This window comes from Pseudomonas sp. 10B238 (assembly GCF_000970615.1).
In the GTDB taxonomy this organism is placed as follows: Bacteria; Pseudomonadota; Gammaproteobacteria; order Pseudomonadales; family Pseudomonadaceae; genus Stutzerimonas.
This window is the reverse complement of record NZ_KQ033936.1, coordinates 201,047-221,206: the sequence shown is the minus strand read 5'-3', so window position 1 is coordinate 221,206 and position 20,160 is coordinate 201,047. Positions and strand designations below refer to the sequence as shown.

The 20,160-nt window shown below is 59.0% G+C and carries 14 protein-coding genes; 12 read left to right on the top strand and 2 right to left on the bottom strand.

Going from position 1 to position 20,160, the window contains the following annotated elements; genetic code table 11:
* The 9 genes from tssJ to RT21_RS16360 are packed head-to-tail and all read left to right on the top strand — an operon-like array spanning window position 1 to window position 13,319.
* Window positions 1–480: a type VI secretion system lipoprotein TssJ gene (gene tssJ / locus RT21_RS16400; RefSeq protein WP_046163589.1), complete on the top strand. Its 480-nt coding sequence runs from the start codon at window positions 1–3 to the stop codon at window positions 478–480.
* 3 nt (window positions 481–483) lie between these two features.
* Window positions 484–1,815 (top strand): type VI secretion system baseplate subunit TssK, encoded by a 1,332-nt coding sequence (tssK, locus tag RT21_RS16395; RefSeq protein ID WP_045422483.1) that lies wholly within the window; start codon window positions 484–486, stop codon window positions 1,813–1,815.
* Window positions 1,816–1,820: 5 nt separating this feature from the next.
* Window positions 1,821–2,693 (top strand): type IVB secretion system protein IcmH/DotU, encoded by an 873-nt coding sequence (gene icmH, locus RT21_RS16390; protein WP_046163588.1) that lies wholly within the window; start codon window positions 1,821–1,823, stop codon window positions 2,691–2,693.
* Between the two features lie 15 nt (window positions 2,694–2,708).
* Complete coding sequence (gene tssM / locus RT21_RS16385) at window positions 2,709–6,248, top strand: type VI secretion system membrane subunit TssM (RefSeq protein WP_046163558.1); 3,540 nt, start codon at window positions 2,709–2,711, stop codon at window positions 6,246–6,248.
* Entirely contained in the window at window positions 6,248–6,985 is a 738-nt protein-coding gene (locus tag RT21_RS16380) for a PP2C family protein-serine/threonine phosphatase (RefSeq protein ID WP_046163557.1), read from the top strand. The genes tssM and RT21_RS16380 overlap by 1 nt, the downstream gene beginning before the upstream one ends.
* The gene (locus tag RT21_RS16375) at window positions 6,982–7,971 is read left to right on the top strand and encodes a serine/threonine-protein kinase (RefSeq protein ID WP_177327097.1); all 990 of its coding nucleotides are present in this window, start codon (window positions 6,982–6,984) and stop codon (window positions 7,969–7,971) included. Before RT21_RS16380 ends, RT21_RS16375 begins: the two co-directional genes overlap by 4 nt.
* Window positions 7,972–7,990: 19 nt before the next feature.
* The gene (tssI, locus tag RT21_RS16370; protein ID WP_046163556.1) at window positions 7,991–10,039 is read left to right on the top strand and encodes a type VI secretion system Vgr family protein; all 2,049 of its coding nucleotides are present in this window, start codon (window positions 7,991–7,993) and stop codon (window positions 10,037–10,039) included.
* Between the two features lie 50 nt (window positions 10,040–10,089).
* Window positions 10,090–12,474 (top strand): glycoside hydrolase family 19 protein, encoded by a 2,385-nt coding sequence (locus RT21_RS16365; RefSeq protein ID WP_082082169.1) that lies wholly within the window; start codon window positions 10,090–10,092, stop codon window positions 12,472–12,474.
* Window positions 12,474–13,319, top strand: a complete 846-nt coding sequence (locus RT21_RS16360) for a hypothetical protein (RefSeq protein WP_046163555.1) — start codon at window positions 12,474–12,476, stop codon at window positions 13,317–13,319. The genes RT21_RS16365 and RT21_RS16360 overlap by 1 nt, the downstream gene beginning before the upstream one ends.
* Window positions 13,320–13,515: 196 nt before the next feature.
* Here RT21_RS16360 and typA read toward each other — a convergent pair whose 3' ends face one another.
* Together typA and thiI are read right to left on the bottom strand one after the other, a co-directional pair.
* Window positions 13,516–15,336: a translational GTPase TypA gene (gene typA / locus RT21_RS16355; RefSeq protein ID WP_045422498.1), complete on the bottom strand. Its 1,821-nt coding sequence runs from the start codon at window positions 15,334–15,336 to the stop codon at window positions 13,516–13,518.
* A gap of 168 nt (window positions 15,337–15,504) precedes the next feature.
* Window positions 15,505–16,959 carry a tRNA uracil 4-sulfurtransferase ThiI gene (gene thiI / locus RT21_RS16350; protein WP_046163554.1) on the bottom strand — a complete coding sequence of 485 codons (1,455 nt, stop codon included), beginning with the start codon at window positions 16,957–16,959 and terminating at the stop codon, window positions 15,505–15,507.
* A gap of 346 nt (window positions 16,960–17,305) precedes the next feature.
* On the opposite strand from thiI, the gene glnA reads away from it, so the two are divergent.
* From glnA to RT21_RS16335, 3 genes are all read left to right on the top strand, one after another.
* On the top strand, window positions 17,306–18,712 hold the full coding sequence (gene glnA, locus RT21_RS16345; RefSeq protein WP_045422502.1) for a glutamate--ammonia ligase: 1,407 nt from the start codon (window positions 17,306–17,308) through the stop codon (window positions 18,710–18,712).
* 184 nt (window positions 18,713–18,896) lie between these two features.
* Complete coding sequence (locus tag RT21_RS16340) at window positions 18,897–19,424, top strand: DUF4124 domain-containing protein (protein WP_046163553.1); 528 nt, start codon at window positions 18,897–18,899, stop codon at window positions 19,422–19,424.
* Window positions 19,421–20,053, top strand: coding sequence for a DUF4124 domain-containing protein (locus tag RT21_RS16335; protein ID WP_046163552.1), 633 nt, complete (start codon window positions 19,421–19,423; stop codon window positions 20,051–20,053). Before RT21_RS16340 ends, RT21_RS16335 begins: the two co-directional genes overlap by 4 nt.
* Window positions 20,054–20,160: the final 107 nt, after the last annotated feature.

Here is a 20,160-nt window from a genome sequence, read left to right as displayed (position 1 = left end):
ATGTCACGCTTTTTACCCGCCGCAGTGCTGGCGGCGCTTGCCGTTCTGAGCGGCTGCTCTGCCCTCTCGCCCAACTCAGACCTGACCAAGCTGGACCTGTCGCTGCAGGGGAGCGACAGGCTCAACCCCGACCTTAACGGCCGCCCGTCACCCATCGTGATCCGCCTGTTGGAGCTCAAGCATTCGGTGGCCTTCGAGAACGCCGACTTCTTTTCGCTCTACCAGCGACCCAAGGAAGCCTTGTCCCCGGACATGGTGGTTCAGGAAGAGCTGGAACTGCGGCCAGGGGAGCAGCGCGACCTCAAGCTGTTTGTTCAGGACGGTAGCCGCTATGTCGGCGTGATGGCCGCTTATCGCGACCTGCCCGAATCGAGCTGGCGTTTCGTTATCCCGCTGCAACACAAGGCGCAGAACCGCATTGAGCTGATGCTCGACGAGCACGGCATCAAGGCCATCGATCCGCTCGCGAAGGGAGACTGATCGATGAGCATGAACAAAGTCATCTGGCAGGAAGGCATGCTGTTGCGTCCACAGCATTTCCAGCAAAGCGATCGTTACTACGACGCGCAACTCAAGCTGCGGACACAGAAGTTAGGCCATTACGCCTGGGGCTTCTTCGGGCTGGAGATCGACCGTCAGTTCCTCAACATGGGCAAGCTGGTGCTTAGCCAAGCGAGTGGTCTACTTCCTGATGGCAGCCTGTTCGAGATTGGCGCCGAGCGTGAGCCACTGGCTCTGGACGTGCCGCCCAACACTGGCAATACGCCTGTGTACCTGGCGTTACCGCTGGTGACCGGCAATCACATCGAGAGCCGCCGTCCAGAACAGAAGGACGTACTGGCGCGCTACACCGCTTTCGACGAAGAGGTCACTGACTCCAACGCTGGCGACAGCAGCAGCAGCCAGGTCAGCACTGGGCGACCGGACTTTCGGCTGTTGCTGGGTGAGCAGCAAAGCGACCAGGCTTACGTGAAACTCAAGCTTTGCGACATCCTCGACACCACGCCGGATGGCGTCATCAGCCTCGACCCCGAGTACATACCGACCTTTATCGACTTCCAGGCATCCAGCTATCTACTGTCGTGCCTGAAGGAAGTGATCAGCATGCTGGGGCATCGCGGCGACATTCTGGCCGAGCGTATTCGCGCCACCGGCAAAGTAGGCGGCGCAGAAGTCGGCGACTTCATGATGCTGCAGCTGATCAACCGCTACGAACCCGTGCTACGCCATTACATGGGCATCGACCGAATCCATCCCGAACACATCTACCGTGAGCTGCTGGGGTTGCTGGGGGAACTGGCGACGTTCTCCAGCGAGACCAAGCGCCCTCGCCTGGAGGGTCGCTACCTGCACAACGACCAAGGGCTGTCGTTCCGCAAGCTGATGGATGCGATTCGCCAGGTGCTGTCGATGGTGCTTGAGCAGCATGCCATCGAGCTGCTACTGCAGCAGCGCCAGTACGGCATCCAGGTCTCGCCGCTGCACGATCACAAGCTGCTCGGCAGCGCCTCATTCGTACTCGCAGCCAGCGCCCAATGTGACTCCGAAGAGTTGCGAACGCGATTGCCAGCTCACCTCAAGGTCGGTCCGGTGGAGCGTATTCGCCAGTTGGTCAATCTTCACCTGCCGGGGATCAAGGTCAAACCGCTGCCGGTGGCGCCGCGGCAGATCCCATTTCATTCCGGCAAGACCTATTTCGCGCTGGAACTTAGTTCCGAGGAACTGGCGCAGCTGGAGCGTTCCGGCGGCTTCGCCTTCCACGTGTCCGGAGAATTCACCGGCCTTGAGCTGAAATTTTGGGCGATCAGGAACTGACCGACATGATCAGAGAAATGGACTACGCACAGGACGACAAGACCGTCATCCTCAATCGCCACGGCGATGCTCCGGCGCAAAGCCCGCTGACCGACTTCAGCGCGCCACCCAAATTCGAGCAGCTCGAAGAGCGGATGATCTACGCAGCGCGGCTGCGTCCGGCCGAAACCTTCAACATCAGCCTCAACCCGTTGGTCGCGGCGGCCTCGTCACTGCTCTCGGAAGTGGTGCGGCTCAAGCACAGCTACGAAGGCGAAGACCTGCTCGCGCTGAACCAGCGTCTGTCCGGCGAACTCAAGCTGTTCGAACACCGGGCCCTGCACGATGGTGCGGAAAGCAGCCAGGTGATGGCCGCCCGTTACGTGTTATGCACGGCAATCGACGAGGCTGTGGTGACCACACCTTGGGGCAACGAAAGTGAATGGTCGCAGATGAGTCTGCTGTCCTCCTTCCACAACGAGACTTTTGGCGGCGAGAAGTTCTTCCAGCTGCTCGAGCGCCTCTCGCGCAACCCGGTCAAGCACTTGCCGATGCTGGAGCTGATGTATCTCTGCCTGTCGCTGGGCTTCGAGGGCAAGTACCGGGTCATGCCGCGCGGCATGCTCGAACTCGAAGCGGTGCGAGACAGCCTCTACCGGCAGATTCGTCAACTGCGCGGCGACGTACCGCGCGAGGTCTCGCCGCACTGGCAGGGTCTGAAGGATACCCGCCGGCGCCTGGTGCGCATCGTGCCGTGGTGGATGGTCGCGCTGTGCACCCTGATCTGCCTGGGGATGCTTTACGCCGGTTTCGCCTGGGTGCTGGGCGAGCAGCGCGAAACGGTCCTGCAACCATACCAATCCATCGATCCAACCATTCAGATCGAGCCCAAGCCGTAACAAGGACGTAACGCCATGAAGGTTTTTTTCGGCAAGCTTGCCGCGTTTTTCCGCAAGACCTGGGTATGGAGCCTATGCGTCTTGCTGGCCCTGGCCCTGTTGGTGTGGTTCGTCGGACCGCTACTGGCGGTGGATGACTACAAATTTTGGGAGCCCTCGACCAGCCGCCTGCTGACCATTGCCGGCCTGTGCTTGGTCTGGGGTCTATTCATCGTATTCGCCAGCTGGCGTAGCACCCGCCGCAAAAAGGCCGAAGCCAGCGACGAAGAAATGCAGGAGCGACTTCGGCGTGAAGGCTTGGTCAGTGAGGAACAAGGCATCCTGAGCCAGCGCTACCGCGATGCCGTGCGCACGCTCAAGAGTTCGAGCCTGTACCGCGGGCGCAGTGAGAAATGGCGCAACGACCTGCCCTGGTACCTGTTGCTCGGCCCCCAGGGCAGTGGCAAAACCTCACTGCTGGACTTTTCCGGCCTCGACTTCCCGCTCAACCGCGGTGAAAACCAGCGTCTGACCAAGGATGTATCAGGCACCCGCTACGCTGACTGGTACTTCGCCGACCACGCCGTGCTGATCGATACCGCCGGCCGCTACCTGACTCAGCCGGACTCGGGCGTCGACGGCAAAGCCTGGGATACATTGCTTGGCCTGCTGCGCCGCCGCCGTGCACGGCCGCTCAATGGCGTACTGATAAACATCCCGGTCGAGCAGCTGCTGCACTCGAGCGAACTGGAGCTCGAGACCCTGGCGCGTCAAAGCCGTCAGCGCCTGCACGAAATTCACCAGCGCCTCGGCGCCGACGTACCGGTTTATCTGGTGCTGAGTAAAGCGGACAAGGTGCTTGGCTTCGACGAGTTCTTTGATCAACTCTCGCGCGAAGAAAGCGATCAGGTCCTCGGCGCGAGCTTTCGCAAGGAGCAGGACGGCACCGACGTAAATGCAGTCCGGGGCGAGTTCGAGGAACTGCTGCGCCGACTCAACAGCCAGGTCATCCTGCGCATGCACCAGGAGCGCGACACCCAGCGCCGGGGTCGCATCCTCGACTTTCCACATCAGCTTGGCCAGATTGGCGAACGTCTGTGCCTGTTCGTCGAGCTGGCCTTCTCCGGCAACCGCTACCAGCGTGCCAGCCAACTGCGCGGGTTCTACCTGACCAGGGCACCGCAGCTGCAAGGTGAACTCGACCCGCTCACCAGCGGCATCGGACGCAACCTCGGTTTGTCGAGCAGTACATTGCCGACGTTCCGTAGCGGTCGGGCGCGCTTCATTAATCATCTGCTAAGCCGCGTGATTTTTCCCGAGGCGGACCTGGCCGGCCTAGATCAGAAGGAAGTACGCCGCATCGACTGGGGTCAGCGCGCCCTGTATGCCGCGAGCTTCGCCTGCCTGGCACTGTTTGGTGCGCTCTGGGCAAACGGTTTCTCCGACAATCACGAACGACTCGAGCAGCTGCGCAACCTCGCTGACCAGCTGGGTCGCGAGCTCCAGGGAATCGCTCCCCAAGACGATGCATTGCGTACGCTCAAGGCGCTGGATACCAGCTATGCGGCCGCCCAGGTATTCCCAGATAAGGCTAAGGTGTCCTACCTGCAGCGCGGCGGGCTCTACCAGGGCGCGCTGGTCGATCCCACCGTCTATCAGGCCTACCGCCGCGAGTTGCAAACCCTGCTATTGCCTCGTGTTGCGCGTCAGCTCGAAGCCCAAATCCGCGCCAATCTCACTGATCGAGAGCGCCTGCTTGGCAGCCTGCGCGCCTACCTGATGCTCAACTTGGAAGAACGCCGCGACGACGACTTCCTCAAGGACTGGGTCGCCGCCGACTGGTCGCTGCGCTACGCCGGAAACGCCGTCGCGCAGAACGGTCTCAACACCCATTTCGAGCGGCTACTCAATGACGGATTCACTCCTTATGCGCTTAACGACCAGCTCGTTACCGAGGCACGTCAGGTGCTGCGCAGCGAGTCGCTAGCCAACGTCGTCTATCGCATGTTGCGCGACCAGGCTCGCAGCTTGCCTGACTACCGGTTCAGTCAGCGTCTCGGCCCGCAGGGCGCATTGTTCAGCGGCAGCGACTACACAATTCCTGGCTTTTATACCCAGCATGGTTATCAGAAGTTTTATCTCGCCCAAGGCAGCGAGTTGGTACGCGAGATTCTCCGCGACAACTGGGTGCTCGGCGAAGGCGACAGCTTGAGTCTGAAAGATCTTGGACGGCTGATGGTCGAGATGGAGCAGCTCTATTTCCGTGACTACGCCAACTATTGGAGCGAAGCGGTAGCTCAGCTGGCGCTGGAGCCTATCGCAGGTGCTGGCCAGGGCGCGGCACTTCTCAGTGGCTTGAGCGCAGCCAATTCGCCGCTGCTGCAATTGCTCGTCGAGGTGCGCGATAACACCCGATTCGCCGGCGTAGCCGATGCCGCCGGCGATGCCACAGAGGCGGCCGATGCCCTCAAGGAAGCCAACGGCAAGCTCGGCAAGGCGGCCAAGCTGGCTTCGGCCGCTGCAGAGCAAACACAGGCAGCGTTAGCAAAGAACCTGCCTGATACGGCACGCAAAACACTCGAGCGCCGCTTCGAACCGCTGCATCGTCTGCTCGATGAAAACGCAGGCGCCAGCGCCGAGCTGGTCCCAGCACTGCAGGCCCTCGACGCTCTTCAATTGCAACTGGCTAGCCTGACCCACGCCAGCGCGCCTGATCAGGCCGCGTTCGAACTCGCCAAGGCGCGCATGGGCGGGCAACGTGATGCAATCAACCAGTTGCGGGCGAGCGCAGCGCGCTTGCCACAACCGATCGGTAACTGGCTCGGCCTCCTCGCCGAAGACAGCTGGACGCTCGTTCTAAACGATGCCTATCACTACCTCAACCAGCGCTACCAGAGCGAACTCTACGCGGTCTACAAAGGTTCGCTGCGCCAGCGCTATCCGTTCAGCGCCCACAGCGAGAGTGATGTGGCCATCGCTGACTTCAGGGAGTTCTTCAAGGCGCAAGGCGTTGCTGACGGGTTCTTTGATCGCTACCTCAAGGCGTTCGTCAGCGGAAGCGCTGGCCATTATCAGCTTCGTCGAGTCGACGGCCGTGGCTTGCCCCTGTCACGCGAATTCCTGTCGCAAATGAGTAACGCGCAAACCATCCGCCGCAGTTTCTTCGCCGAAAACCCGAACGAGCCGCAGATCCGTTTCAAACTCGAGCCTTACTCGTTGGATTCGAGCCTGGGTCGCGCCGACTTCCGCTTCGGCAATCAACAGATGGAATACCGCCACGGCCCGATCATGCAGACCGCCTTCAGCTGGCCAGCCGATGCAGATGACGGCCGTACCAGCCTGGTAGTCGAAGAGTTGGGCGGGCGCCGCGTCGGCATCGAGAAGAACTCCGGCCCCTGGTCGCTGTTCCGTCTGCTGGACCTGATGCAGGTCGACTACCACAGCGGTCGCGACGTGCTCATGCTCAAGGCCAATCTGGGAGGCCGCAACGCTAATTACCTGTTGCATAGCCAGCGCTCGCCGAACCCGTTCGACATCGCCCGGCTGCGTGACTTCAAGCTTCCGGCGACACTCTGATGTCAGCCACCGCAAGTCTGGCTTACAGCTGGCGAAGCGCCGCACGGACCAATACGGGTAAAGTTCGCGCGCGCAATGAAGACGCTTTTCTCGACCTACCTGAGAAGGGCCTTTGGGTGGTGGCCGATGGGATGGGCGGCCACCACAACGGCGCGCTGGCCAGCCGTCTGATCGTCGAGCAGCTCGCCATGCTGCCTGAGGGCAACATGTCCGAGCGCTTGGTCAGCTTGCGCCGCTGCCTGCATGACCTTAACCGCAGGCTGGGACAGGAACTGACAGTCACGGCTGATCGCCCCGACCCCATAATCGGCAGCACCGTAGTTGCGCTGCTGATGGAGGCCGATCGCGCCGCCTGCGTCTGGGCTGGCGACAGCCGCTGCTACCTCTGGCGCCGCGGGCGGCTCTATCAGCTCTCGCGCGACCATTCGCTGCTGCAACAGCTGATCGATGAGCAGAGCCTGAGCCCGCAGGAAGCCGCGCGCCACCCTGCAGCGCATGCCCTTACTCGGGCCATCGGCGCCAGCGAACAACTGACGCTGGATATCCTCGAGTTCGACGTATATCCAGGCGATACCTTGCTGCTGTGCAGCGACGGGCTCTACCAAAGCCTGTCGCCGGATAGCCTGGGAGCAGCGCTCAACGCGCCGTCAACGGGCCTGGCCGTGCAGCGGCTGTTTGACGAGGCCATGGACGGCCCGTGTCGAGACAACCTGAGCGCTGTGGTGATCCGCCTATGAACGAGCCCCTGCGTGCAGAGCCGGCATCAGACCTCACCTACTTCGCTTTCGCGGCATCGGCCGCCAAGCCAGCGAGCCTGGCCACATCGGCCGCAGCCACCGCCGCTAGCGACTTGCCTGAAATCCTGGCTGGACGCTACCTGATCGAAAGGCTGCTCGGCGTCGGCGGCATGGGCGCCGTTTACCGCGCACGGGACCTCCTGCGTGAGCAGTTTGGCGACCCGGAACCCTACATCGCCGTCAAAACCCTGAGCGACGAGTTCACCGAGTACCCCGACGCACACGCGCTGCTTTATACCGAGTTCGCGCTGACCGCACGTCTAAGCCATCGCCACGTCGTGCGGTTGTTCGGCTTTGACGTGGACGCCCTCAGCCAGCGCGCCTTCATTACGCTCGAACTGCTCAAGGGACCGACGCTCGACCAGTTGCTCAGCGAACGTCCCGAAGGCCTCACCTGGGACGAGTTACGCGAAATCGCCGTGCCGCTGATCGAAGCCTTGGCTTACTCCCACAGCCGCGGTGTCATTCACGGTGACATCAAACCAAGCAACGTAATACTGGCGGAGGATGGTCTGCGCTTGTTCGACTACGGGCTTGGCCAGCCGCTCGAAGGCGTGCTGAAGAATCTGCCTCGCCTGTCCCGCAACCGATTCAAGGCCTGGACCACGCGCTATGCAGCCCCTGAGCTTCTGGACGGCGGCGAGCCATCAGCAGCCAGCGATATATACGCACTCGGTTGCCTGCTTTATGAAATGGCCAGCGGCAGCCACCCGTTCCGACGGCTAAGTTCCAAGCAGGCAAAAGCGCTGGCCCTCGACAAGGAATTACGACGCCCACCGCACTTGGCTCATGGCTGGCTCACATTGCAGACAGCGCTGGCGTTTGATGCTGATCAGCGCACAGCGAGCCTGACCCAACTGCTGGATATATTCCGCCGCCCCGCACCAAGCCGCCTGCAGCGCTGGTTCGGGCGCGCCCATGGATGAAAGGAAACAAGGAAGCGCCATGTTCAACGCGGCCAATGAAACCCATTTCAGCCTCACCATCGAAGGCATCGATCACGACCTGCAGGTACTCGCCTTCAACGGTCGCGAGGCCATCAGCCAGCCCTACCGCTTCGACTTGGAGCTTGTCAGCGAGCACGCCGATCTGGATCTGCAAAGCCTGCTGCACCAGCCAGCCTTCCTAGCACTCTCGCCGGCAGGCAACGGTATCAATGGGTTGATCTATCGCGTCGCCCAGGGCGAGTCAGGCAAACGCTTGACCCGCTACCAGGTGACCCTCGTTCCGCAACTGGCCTACCTCGCGCACCGCACCGATCAGCGCATCTTTCAACATCTGACCGTTCCGCAGATCATCGCTCAGGTGCTCGAAGGTCACGGCATTCAAGCGGACGCCTATCGATTTCAGCTCGGCCAGGTGATCTATCCCGAGCGTGACTACTGCACTCAGTACGACGAAACCGACCTGCATTTCGTCCAGCGTCTGTGTGAAGAAGAAGGCATCCACTATCACTTTGAGCACAGCGCACAGGGCCATGTGCTGGTGTTCGGTGATGACCAGACGAGCTTCCCGAAACTCGGCCAGCCCACCGCGTACCTGCAGGACAGCGGGCTGGTCGCCGACGAGCCGGTGATCAAACGCTTCTCGGTGCGCCTGGAGACCCGCACCAACCGCGTCAGCCGGCGCGATTACGACTTCCAACAGCCACGCCTGGTGATGGAGGCCACGCAGAAGGGGCAGCCGGTAGACGGGCAAAAATTGCCGGAGCCAGACCTCGAAGATTATGACTACCCGGGCCGCTTCACTGATCGCACACGGGGCAAGCACCTATCTCAGCGGTCCCTGGAACGCCACCGCGCCGACTACCGACTGGCTGAAGGCCGAAGCGACCAGCCACGGCTGGTCAGCGGGCACCTACTGGAAATCTCAGATCACCCGCGCCGTGAATGGAATGACCTCTGGCTGCTCACCGAGGTGCTTCACGAAGGCAAACAGCCTCAGGTGCTGGAGGAGTCGGTTACGCAATCAGGCGAAAGCACAGATTTTACCCAAGGCTACCGCAACCGCTTCACCGCGACGCCCTGGGATATCCCTCACCGCCCTCCCCTGAACCACCCCAAGCCTACGGTGCTCGGTAGCCAGAGCGCTGTGGTCACAGGCCCGGCCGGTGAAGAGATCCATTGCGATGAACACGGCCGCGTGAAGGTCCAGTTCTTCTGGGATCGCCACGGCCAAGCTGATGACAAGACAAGCTGCTGGCTACGCGTCAGTTCAAGCTGGGCAGGCGACCGTTACGGTGGCATAGCCATCCCACGCGTTGGGATGGAGGTGCTGATCACCTTTTTGGAAGGCGACCCTGATCAGCCGCTTGTTACCGGTTGCCTGTACCACAAGGAGCATCAGGTCCCTTACGACCTGCCAGCCAACAAGACCCGCAGCGTCTTCAAGACCCTTAGCGCGCCCAGTGGTGGCGGCTATAACGAGTTGCGCATCGAAGACCGCAAGGGCGCCGAGCAAATCTATATCCATGCCCAGCGCGACTGGGACGAAAACATCGAGCACGACCAGAAGATCCGAGTCGGCCATGAACGCCACGACACCGTTGAGAAGAACAGCTACAGCGAGTTCCGCGCCGAAGAACACCTGACCGTCGTCGGCCACCGCAAGGTCGAAGCCAAACCCGAAGATCACCTCACCGTCGGCCAGGCCCAGCACATCAAGCTCGGCACCGCACAACTGACCAAAGCCGGCCGCGAGATTCACCTAAAAGCCGGCCAGAAGATGGTCATCGAAGCCGGCATCGAACTGACCCTGAAAGCAGGCGGCAGCTTTATCAAGCTCGACCCCGGCGGCATCACCGTCAGCGGCCCGATGATCAAGATCAACGCCGGTGGTGCGCCAGGTAAGGGAGCAGGAATCAAGATCAAGCCGCCGCTGCTGCCGGGAATGGCAGATAGGGATAAAGCGGGGAGCCTGTTGGAACAGGCACCACCGGGCGAGGGAGCCAAGGTAACCAGCAAACGCAAGCGCTCTCTCAGTTTCTCAGGCTAGAAAAGGACAGGGGCGGCCGTCAGGCCAGCTCGAACAGTAAGGAAGCATCGATGGTCGAACACAAGCTGATCAACTGGGCATACCCGTTTCCCAGCAAGGAACCGAACAGCAATCCACTGCAGCTGATGACCCATATGGCCAACGCCAAGGGTGGCTACTACCCCACTGGGGAGAATGGCCTATGGCACGGCGGTGTACATTTCGACGAGGGCACGGCGGCATTTTTCGATCAGTCGAGCGTGCGCTGTATAGCCGATGGCGAAGTGATTGCCTACCGCATCGACGAGCGCTACCAGGTCAGCGAATTCACTGACGAGATCCCGCGCGTGAAACGAGCGCCCTTTTCCACGGGATTCGTGCTGGTCAAGCACAGCCTCCAGCCACCGCCACTGAAGAACGCCGACGGCAGCATTACCGACGGACAAACTCCTCCAAGCCTGACCCTCTACAGCCTGTACATGCACCTGCTGGACTGGGCAGGCTACCAAGCGCAACCGGACCTGCCGCGCCCCGCCTTCTGGGAGACCAAGCGCTATACCGTGAATACGCAGAAGGACGGTCTGAGCGTCCGCGCAGGCCCGAGCAAGAACAGCACCAAGCTGTCAGAGCTGTGCAAGGGTGCCAAAATCACCATTGGCGAAACGGAAGGCGAATTCAGCAAGCTGATCAGCATCATCAGCGGGACGGCACAGCCCGCGCTGGCTGCTGAGGATGAAGGGCAACTGCCCGGCTATGTATCCACCAGTTTGCTCAAACCGCACAGCGAACCAACGGAATACGACAAGGTAGTCGTCCTCGAGAGTGGGCTGCCGATCAAGGCCGGTGATCTGATCGGCCATCCAGGCCTGTACCAGAACCACGACAGCGCCGCCCAGCACATGGTCCATGTCGAACTATTCAGCTGCGACGATGTGCCTGCGTTCATCGCCCGAAGCCGCGCCTGGGCCAGCCGCTTGCCAGACGACCAGAAAACCCTGCTCAAGGTCTATAAAGGCGCCAGCAAACTCATCGCTCATCGAGAGGGCACAGGTGCTGAGAATCCACCCAAACTCAGCGATGAAGGCTCGCAAGTCGGAGTCGACCTGTTAATTCCGCAAACGCTGCTGGATGGATTGCCGGCTTCGCACAAGATTCAGGTCACCATCCCTGCCGAAGGCAGTACGCCAGCAAGCACAACCACATGGTGGCGACTGAACGGTCTGTTCATCGCCGAAAACGGCAACCCCATCGATGGCTGGCTCGCCGAACAAGAGCTGATCACTACCCGCCATAGCCCTTGGGAATGGGAAGGCTTCCATTGCGTCGAGGAAACCGGGACTGCTGTCGAGAGGCTTGCTTATAGTCTCAACGCCCGCCGCCTGCTGAGCGCGGAAGAACAGCAAAACTACCGCGCCCAGATCAACAAGGCAGACGGTGGCCCCATCCTCACGCTGGCCCGGTTGCATGACATCGTCGACACAGACAAGGACGGCACACTGAGCAGCCGGGAAATCCGTGCTGCCCTAGCCAAACCTTGGCAGGCGCAACTGCTCGGACAGTTGATCACCGGACATGAAAGCGAATGGTTCTGGGAAAAAAGTAAATGGGATGAGCTGGATCCGTTACTGGAGGAAGAGCCTGGAACGCCAAATCCGATCTGGAAAAAGGAAAAGCAGAGAATCGAGAAGCTGAGCTGGTGGAGCGATCTAGCCGAAAAACACGGGATCGGTGGGAACGGGAAGGGATGGCACATCAACGCACTTGGGCTTTCCAGCTGCCTTTCTTCACCCAAAGCGGAGGAGATAACCGTTCCCTTCCTAGAGAAGATGTTAAGCAAGCCCGGGGCCTGGTTTACTGGGCGTGGTGGGTCCCAACGCTTTATCACGATGTTCCGAGAACGCTACCCTGCCATCTACGATTTCGATAAAAAAGAGTTCGTGAATCTTTTGAATGCCGCCCTGATAAGGCACGGCATCATTACGGGTTACCAAAAAGCCCACTTCTTGGCACAGTGCTTCCATGAGTCGGCCCACTTTGAAACAACAATTGAGTTTGCCTCAGGAGACGGATACAACCCGGGGAGACACCGGGATGCAGAAGCCAACGGGAATACTACATTCGGAGATGGACCCAAATATAAAGGAAAAGGGCTACTCCAGCTGACGTGGAAAAAGAACTACGCCACCTACTCCAAGTATAGAGGAATAGACTTTACGTCAGTACCCGACCTAATCGCTGCTGACATGTACAACGCTATAGACGTATCGTGCTGGTTCTGGAGAAAAAACGGTGGCGTATACAAAAAGCACAATGCGAAAGGCGACATTAACATATTAATTGAGCACGAAAAGGACAACGTCGAACTCGTCACCCTAGCCGTTAACGGTGGCGACAATGGACTAGATGAGCGCAAGGCGATATTTGAGGCGATTAAAAAAGAATGGAGACTTGAATAATGAAGCTAGATTTACATCCTAGACGCTTCTGGAAAATGATCTTGTGCTTTGGCGTTGTACAAACGCTCTTCACTATGTCAACAGTCAACTACTTGGCGGCAAACGAAGCTGAAATAGACAAGTTATCTAAAGACGGGCTGAAGCTCGTTCTGACTGGCTCACCCTCATCACCGGTAAAAGTATGCAAACAGGAAGAATGCGAACGCATTGGTTTTCCGAAGGGCATGCATGAGTCGATAGCAAATGGTTACTCGGAGGCCTCACTGGAAGATCTGACAGGAGATGGAATTCCAGAATTAATATTGACCCATGCCGAAGAAGGCAGCATTAACACTTGCTCAGCAATATACCGATACGACTCAATTCGAATCTCTTTTGCTAAATTTAAAAGTATTTCAAAGCCGATCTGCAATTATACTCTGGAAGACAGCTACATAATCAGCCGCTATAGAAGCGGAGCGAAATGGCACGAAGATATCTATGCAATAGAAAGCGGCGACCCAGTTCTTAAGGTCACGGACAGCTGCCTCGGATGTGATTATATAGAGAGAACGGTTCACTTACTGGAAGATAAAGTGGAGCACCTACTCGTCACAAACGACTCAAACCATAACCAGCGCGTGCCATTATCAACAGTCGTCACATCCCATAAAGCGATACTGTACAAAGCGCCAAGTTTCGATCAAGCGACAACGATGTATTTAGTAACCGGTGACAAAGTAATCTTAACGGACTTCACCGAGACTGAAAGCAATTCTTTTTGGTATAAGATCAAATACTACACCGCAAAAGACAAGATAATTCAAGCCTGGATTAGCTGCGACGAGTTAGATATCTGCAAATAATTGGTGAACGCGTCAAGACGCATAGCAAGCTTGCCCCATATCGATAGCTCTAAGGTTAGTCAGACCTCCGGCTGTATCGGGTCAAGACGCGAAGCCGGGCGCCAACCGTATCGACTCGGTCAATACTCTTTCGCCAGATAGCAAAAAGCCCCCGCCGGCTCTCGCCGGCGGGGGCTTTCAGTAACCAAAACCTATATCAGTTCTTGGCTTTCTTCGCAGCGCGGTTGCGCTCGCCTTCGTCGAGGATCTTCTTGCGCAGACGGATCGACTTCGGGGTCACTTCGCACAGCTCGTCGTCCTGGATGAATTCCAGCGCCTGCTCCAAGGTGAACTTCACCGGCGGAACCAGAGCGATGGTTTCATCCTTGCCCGATGCGCGCATGTTGTCGAGCTTCTTGCCCTTGGTGGGGTTGACGCCCATGTCGTTGTCACGGCTGTTCAGGCCGACGATCTGACCGTTGTAGATTTCCTGGCCGTGCTCGACGAACAGCTTGCCGCGCGCCTGCAGGGTCTCCAGCGAATAGGTCAGTGCCTTGCCGGTTTCGACCGAAACCAATACACCGTTCTGACGGCCGGACATGTGGCCGGACTTCATCACGTCGTAGCGGTCGAAGATCGAGGTCAGGATGCCCGCACCGTTGGTGATGGTGAGGAAGTGGTTACGGAAACCGATCAGGCCACGGGCCGGAATGTTGTATTCAAGGCGCACACGGCCCTTGCCATCCGGGACCATGTTGCTCAGGTCGCCCTTACGCAGGCCCATCTCTTCCATGACCTTGCCCTGAGCTTCTTCCGGGATGTCGATGGTGACGTTCTCGAACGGCTCGTGCTTGGCACCGTCGACGTCACGAATGATCACTTCCGGACGGCCTACGGCCATTTCGAAGCCTTCGCGGCGCATGTTCTCGATCAGTACCGACAGGTGCAGCTCACCACGGCCGGATACCTTGAACTTGTCGGCCGAGTCGCCTTCTTCAACGCGCAGGGCTACGTTGTATAGCAGCTCCTTGTCTAGACGATCCTTGATGTTACGGCTGGTGACGAACTTGCCTTCCTTACCGCAGAACGGTGAATCGTTGACCTGGAAGGTCATGGAAACGGTCGGCTCGTCAACGGTCAGCGGCTTCATCGCTTCGACGTTGTTCTGGTCGCACAGGGTGTCAGAGATGAACAGCTCATCCATACCGCTGATGCAGACGATGTCGCCGGCAGTGGCTTCTTCGACGTCGACACGGTGCAGACCGTGGTGACCCATCAGCTTGAGGATACGGCCGTTACGCTTCTTGCCATGCATGTCGATGGCAGTGACCGGGGTGTTCGGCTTGACGCGACCACGGGCGATACGGCCAACACCGATGATGCCGAGGAAGCTGTTGTAGTCCAGAGCGGAGATCTGCATCTGGAACGGGCCGTCCATATCGACTTTCGGGGCCGGTACGTGGTCGACGATCGCCTGGTACAGCGGGGTCATGTCTTCGGCCATGTCGGTGTGATCCAGACCGGCGATGCCGTTCAGGGCCGAGGCGTAGACGACCTGGAAGTCCAGCTGCTCTTCGGTGGCGCCTAGGTTGTCGAACAGGTCGAAGATCTGGTCCAGCACCCAATCAGGACGCGCGCCCGGACGGTCGACCTTGTTGATCACCACGATAGGACGCAGGCCGGCTTCGAAGGCCTTCTTGGTCACGAAGCGGGTTTGCGGCATAGGGCCGTCTTGAGCGTCGACCAGCAGCAGCACGGAGTCGACCATCGACATTACACGCTCTACTTCGCCGCCGAAGTCGGCGTGGCCGGGGGTGTCGACGATGTTGATGCGGTAGTCGTTCCAACGGATCGCAGTGTTCTTGGCGAGAATGGTGATACCACGCTCTTTTTCCTGGTCGTTCGAATCCATCACCCGCTCGTCGTTGAGCTCGCCGCGTTCCAGAGTGCCGGACTGACGCAGGAGCTTGTCGACCAGGGTGGTTTTGCCATGGTCAACGTGAGCAATGATGGCGATGTTGCGAAGATTGTCGATCACAGTAGTGGTCTCGTAGTTGGGTTGGGCTACTCGGCAAATGCTTCAAGCTGCCCAACGCGAAAAAATTGGATGAAGGGAAGAAATCGTTAGCGACGTGTTGCGGCGATTCAGCCGCAAAGCGGGTCGGGAGGGCGGTGGCGGATACTGCCGCCCAGCAGGCCGGGCTGTTTAGCTCGGACGATAAACGCGCACATTGACATGCCCCTCGCTCAGCAAATGATGAGCATGCAGGCGGCTCATGACACCTTTATCGCAATACAGCAGGTACTGGCGATTGTCGTCCAGTTCCTTGAATCGGTTGTTCAGTGCATAAAACGGCAATGTTTGCACTTCGATGCCCTGCAGTTGCAGAGGTTCGTCCTCGGCAAGGTCGGGGTGGCGAATGTCGATTACCACCTGCCCGGCACTCGCCTCGATAACTTCTTCAACTTGCAAATCCTGGCCCAGCTCGTCGATCACCCGATCGATGGCCACTTGCCGGGCATTCGCCAGAGCGCGCTCGAGGATCGCCATGTCGAACTGTTTCTCTTCGTGCTCGACGCGATAGCGTTTGGCTTTGGTCGTCGGGTTCACCGAAATTACGCCACAGTACTCGGGCATGTTCTTGGCAAACTCGGCCGTACCGATCTCTAAAGCGGTGTCGATGATGTCCTGTTTGTGGCTGGCGATCAGCGGGCGCAGCACCAGCATATCGGTAGCTGAGTCGATAACCGACAAATTCGGAAGCGTCTGGCTCGAGACCTGAGAGATCGCTTCACCGGTTACCAGCGCGTCGATATGCAAACGTTCAGCGATCTGAGTCGAGACGCGCAGCATCATGCGTTTCAACACTACGCCCATGTGGCTGTTATCGACCTTTTCCAGGATCTCACCGACCACTTCTTCGAACGGCACGCTGATAAACAGTACGCGATGGGAGCTTCCGTACTTCTTCCATAAATAGTGGGCAACTTCCATCACGCCCAGCTCATGGGCGCGACCACCCAGATTGAAGAAGCAGAAATGGGTCATCAACCCGCGGCGCATCATCTGATACGCAGCCACTGTGGAATCGAAACCGCCTGACATCAGCACCAGCGATTGCTCAAGCGCGCCCAGCGGGTAGCCGCCAATACCGTCGTGCTGTGCGTGCACGACAAACAGGCGCTGGTCGCGGATTTCCATCCGCACTTCGATTTCCGGTGCTTTGAGCGAGATGCCAGCGGCGCCGCACTGTTGGCGAAGCTCGCTGCCAACATATCGCTCTACATCCATCGAGCTGAATGGGTGCTTGCCTGCCCGCTTGCATCGCACGGCGAAGATCTTGCCCGGCAGACGATCGGCATAGTGCGCCTTGCACTTGGAGAGGATGTCATCCAGATCGACTAGCCGGTACTCGTGCACCTCCAGGCAATGGGCGATACCCGGCGTGCAGCGCAGGCGCTCGATCATCTGCTGCAAGGTTTTCGAATCACTGAGCGCGGTTTCCACCTCAACGTTGTCCCACACCCCCTCCACCCGCAGTTCGGGATCGAGGTCGCGCAGCACGGTACGGATGTTCTTCGCCAATTGGCGAATGAAGCCCTTGCGTACCGGTGGGCTCTTAATGGTGATTTCGGGGAAAACCTTGACGATCAGCTTCATGGAAACAGCGCAGCGCCAGCATGGCGTGAAAAGAGGGGGGCGGAGTATATCGGAATTTGGTCAAGCTTTAGACAGTTTTATCGGAAAGCCCAACCTTGCACCCTTATGGAACAAGCTCATCATTTTTTGCACCAACTTAGAGCGCTCATAAGCGAGCACAGCTGCACTAAAAGTCAGAGAGTGCGGCAAGGGGGCTTAATAAGGGTGTTCGGATCCATCTCGGAGCACTGGCATGTAATTTGCTCCCTTGTGAGGCAGGTCGCCTTGACGGAGTATCGCCCGCTCGGCTTCACCCCCTAGATTCCGGAAGCATATCTGTCAACGCTTCCACCACTTGGAGAGCACCATGTCGAAGTCGCTTCAACTGATCAAAGATTACGATGTGAAGTGGATTGATCTGCGCTTCACCGACACCAAGGGCAAGCAGCACCACGTGACCGTTCCGGCGCGCGATGCTCACGACGAAGATTTCTTCGAGCACGGCAAAATGTTCGACGGCTCGTCCATCCATGGCTGGAAGGGCATCGAAGCCTCCGACATGATCCTGATGCCGGTCGATGAAACTGCCGTTCTGGATCCGTTCACCGAAGAGCCAACCCTGATTCTGGTCTGCGACATCGTCGAGCCAAGCACCATGCAGGGCTATGACCGCGACCCACGCTCCATTGCCAAGCGCGCCGAGGAATTCCTCAAGTCCACCGGCATCGGCGACACTGTATTCGTTGGCCCGGAGCCTGAGTTCTTTATCTTCGACCAGGTGAAGTTCAAGTCCGACATCTCCGGCTCGATGTTCAAGATCTACTCCGAGCAAGGCTCCTGGATGACCGATCAGGATGTCGAAGGCGGCAACAAAGGCCATCGCCCGGCCGTGAAGGGTGGCTATTTCCCAGTTCCGCCGTGCGACCACGACCACGAAATCCGTACTGCCATGTGCAACGCCATGGAAGAGATGGGCCTGGTCGTCGAAGTGCATCACCACGAAGTGGCGACTGCCGGTCAGAACGAAATCGGCGTCAAGTTCAACACGCTGGTAAACAAGGCTGACGAAGTTCAGACCCTGAAGTACTGCGTGCACAACGTGGCCGATGTTTACGGCAAGACCGCGACCTTTATGCCGAAGCCGCTGTATGGCGACAACGGTTCGGGCATGCACGTACACATGTCGATCTCCAAGGATGGCAAGAACACCTTCGCTGGCGAAGGCTATGCCGGCCTGTCCGAGACCGCTCTGTACTTCATCGGCGGCATCATCAAGCACGGCAAGGCGCTGAACGGCTTCACCAACCCGGCCACTAACTCCTACAAGCGCCTGGTTCCGGGCTTCGAAGCCCCGGTTATGCTGGCCTACTCGGCTCGTAACCGTTCCGCCTCGATCCGTATCCCGTACGTTTCCAGCCCGAAAGCCCGCCGTATTGAAGCGCGCTTCCCGGATCCGGCTGCCAACCCCTACCTGTGCTTCGCCGCACTGCTGATGGCTGGCCTGGACGGCATCCAAAACAAGATCCACCCCGGCGATGCTGCTGACAAAAACCTGTACGATCTGCCGCCAGAAGAAGGCAAGCTGATCCCGCAGGTCTGCGGAAGCCTGAAGGAAGCCCTGGAAGAACTCGACAAGGGCCGTGCGTTCCTGACCAAGGGCGGCGTGTTCTCCGATGACTTTATCGATGCCTACCTCGAGCTGAAGAGCGAGGAAGAAATCAAGGTCCGTACCTTCGTTCACCCGCTGGAATACGACCTGTACTACAGCGTCTAAGCCAGTACGCGTGGCAGAAAAGCCTCCTTCGGGAGGCTTTTCCGTTTCTGCGATGTCATTAGTCGGTGATACCGACGTTACGATAAACGACCGGAGTGGCGTCGATCCCAAATCGCAACGGTCGCGCTTGCCTCGCCGCCAGCACGGTGCAAGGCTTCTCGCCACCCCTACCGCGGAGCTTCCCATGCGCATTGCATTGTTCAGCCTGCTACTTGTTCTCATGGCGCCCGTCATGGCACAGATTTACAAATACACCGACGACAAGGGCAACACCGTCTTCACCAATCAGCCACCCGAGGGCGTCGAGGCAAACGCTGTCGACCTTCCGCCCGCCAACAGCGTTGATATCAAGACGCCCACAGCTCCACCACCGCTGGCCAACGAGCAGAGCAGCGGGGAGCGCCAGCAACCCTATCGGAGCGTCGCGATCGGCGGTATTCCGGACGAGCAGGCGCTGCGCGCAAACAGCGGCACCTTTATCGTCAACGCCCAGCTCGATCCGCCACTAAAGCAGGGCCACCAGATCCGCTTCCTACTTGACGGCGTTCCCCAGGCAGAACCCAGCAGCACGACCGCACTGCAGTTGATAAACGTGGATCGCGGCACCCACCTGCTCGAAGTTCAGGTGCTCAGCGGGGGACAAGTCGTGCAGCAGGCTGAGGAGCAGTTCACCGTTCAGCGCGTCCACACCTCCAGCCCGGCGCGCCGATGAGACGCACCACGCGGCTGGGGCTTTCGGGGCTGCTGCTAGCGTTCGCATTGCCCGCGAGCGCAGCCATTTACAGCTACACCGATGCCGAGGGTAACCGCGTATTCACCGATCGCCCGGGCGGCCGCGCTGCCGAGCAGGTCGAGACCAAACCGGCTAACAGCATGGCGGCACAGCCCGTACCGCCACCGAAGCAAGCGGTTAAGGTTCTAAAGGCGACCACACCAGGCTACACATTGCTCGATATCGTGCAGCCCGATCCCGACGCCACCATTCGCAACAATGCCGGTGAGCTGGCCGTTAGTGTGACCAGCACCCCTGCCCTGCATCCGGGCCATCAGTATCGGTTGCTGCTTGATGGTGCGGCTGTGGGCGCGCCCGGTGAAAGCCCGGCATTGATGCTGCAAAACGTCGACCGAGGTAGCCACCAGTTGGTGGTCGAAGTGATCGACAGCCAGGGCGAGCGCCTGCAGGCCAGCGCGCCTCGCGTGTTCCACATGATGCGCACTTCCCTTGCGCAACGCCGCATGGTCAACCCATGCAAGAAAGGCGACTACGGCGTTCGCCCAGAGTGTCCGCTGAAGGATAAACCGAAGGAAAAGAAAGATATTCCATTCGTGCCCTTTCTGTGACCATGCTGCGCACCTGAATGGTGCATAGTTTAAGCCATGTTGTTTAGCGCTCCCCTTCCTGTTCGACGCCCTGCTCTGGAGCGCTAGTGCTCGCGGCGCCGCGCCGA

Bases quoted from the DNA above. Each gene is read 5' to 3' on its own strand.
- tssI (WP_046163556.1), top strand. From the start codon at position 7,991: ATGTTCAACGCGGCCAATGAAACCCATTTCAGCCTCACCATCGAAGGC.
- thiI (WP_046163554.1), bottom strand. From the start codon at position 16,959: ATGAAGCTGATCGTCAAGGTTTTCCCCGAAATCACCATTAAGAGCCCA.
- tssK (WP_045422483.1), top strand. From the start codon at position 484: ATGAGCATGAACAAAGTCATCTGGCAGGAAGGCATGCTGTTGCGTCCA.
- glnA (WP_045422502.1), top strand. From the start codon at position 17,306: ATGTCGAAGTCGCTTCAACTGATCAAAGATTACGATGTGAAGTGGATT.
- icmH (WP_046163588.1), top strand. From the start codon at position 1,821: ATGATCAGAGAAATGGACTACGCACAGGACGACAAGACCGTCATCCTC.
- RT21_RS16380 (WP_046163557.1), top strand. From the start codon at position 6,248: ATGTCAGCCACCGCAAGTCTGGCTTACAGCTGGCGAAGCGCCGCACGG.
- RT21_RS16365 (WP_082082169.1), top strand. From the start codon at position 10,090: ATGGTCGAACACAAGCTGATCAACTGGGCATACCCGTTTCCCAGCAAG.
- tssM (WP_046163558.1), top strand. From the start codon at position 2,709: ATGAAGGTTTTTTTCGGCAAGCTTGCCGCGTTTTTCCGCAAGACCTGG.
- RT21_RS16340 (WP_046163553.1), top strand. From the start codon at position 18,897: ATGCGCATTGCATTGTTCAGCCTGCTACTTGTTCTCATGGCGCCCGTC.
- RT21_RS16375 (WP_177327097.1), top strand. From the start codon at position 6,982: ATGAACGAGCCCCTGCGTGCAGAGCCGGCATCAGACCTCACCTACTTC.
- RT21_RS16360 (WP_046163555.1), top strand. From the start codon at position 12,474: ATGAAGCTAGATTTACATCCTAGACGCTTCTGGAAAATGATCTTGTGC.
- tssJ (WP_046163589.1), top strand. From the start codon at position 1: ATGTCACGCTTTTTACCCGCCGCAGTGCTGGCGGCGCTTGCCGTTCTG.
- RT21_RS16335 (WP_046163552.1), top strand. From the start codon at position 19,421: ATGAGACGCACCACGCGGCTGGGGCTTTCGGGGCTGCTGCTAGCGTTC.